This window comes from Parvibaculum sedimenti (assembly GCF_009184905.1).
In the GTDB taxonomy this organism is placed as follows: domain Bacteria; phylum Pseudomonadota; class Alphaproteobacteria; order Parvibaculales; family Parvibaculaceae; genus Parvibaculum; species Parvibaculum sedimenti.
The window spans coordinates 1-849 of sequence record NZ_WESC01000039.1 but is presented as its reverse complement, the minus strand read 5'-3'; the positions used below and the strand labels follow the sequence as shown (position 1 = coordinate 849).

General features: G+C 52.4%; 1 pseudogene. It reads left to right on the top strand.

The window, feature by feature from the left end:
- Positions 1-529 precede the first annotated feature (529 nt).
- Positions 530-849: pseudogene (locus F2P47_RS17545) on the top strand (hypothetical protein); the annotation flags it as partial.

Sequence of the window (849 nt, the reverse complement as noted above, 5' to 3'; positions counted from 1 at the left end):
GTTGCTCAACCCGCCCGAGAGGGCATAATCATGCCAAGGCTCTAATCCCCCGTGGGGGAAACTTCAGTGGCACGTCATCAGGTGAAAACCTTTCACATGGCGTGAAAAAGGCGCAGGTCGCTTGGATTTTGACGGATATCTGAAAGGCAGAAAATATTATCTGGGTGTTTAGTGGACAGAAGCTCGCTTTAAACGGGTGCCTTGTATGACCTTATACCCTTGGAAATGTTGGCTGTTTGCAAGCGGACGCTCGGATTCTGCCCCGTCATCCAAGAGAAATGCTCGGGTTTCTGCCGTCAGCTATCTGCGGCACCGAGACCGGCTCCAGGTTTGGCGCTCTCGTTCAACGATAACGAGCTGAACTTAGCTGAACTTAGCTGAACATTTTCGTCGGATCACAGCATCAGGAACGGTAGGCGGAGCCGCGTTGCTCTAGTTGTTGGTGCCAAGTGACCTTCAACTTCAGAGGAAGTTCGAGCTCGCTATATATGCCTCAGGTCCGCAATTTCGCGGAATTTTTGAGGAATGCATGACTGTCCAATACATCCGATCGTCGTCCGGCGAACTTTCCTTCGACGTTCATCAACACTTCCACGCCGTGACGTCTCCGGCATCTAAACTTCGATATACAATTGTGCCTACAGGCGGCAAGCAGGCGCGCTTCGCAGGCCGCGTCGCCGTGCAACCTATGATTGACCTGTCCGCCTATCGGCAAAAGGCGGTCATCGACTGGCTGGAGATAAAAGTCTTCCTTCGTGACAAGACACAGGGTGTAAGCGGTGTTTTGCCCCCACATTACCTCTGGCGTCGTGATCTGCGATCACCTTTTGATGGAAGATTGCAGGGAGT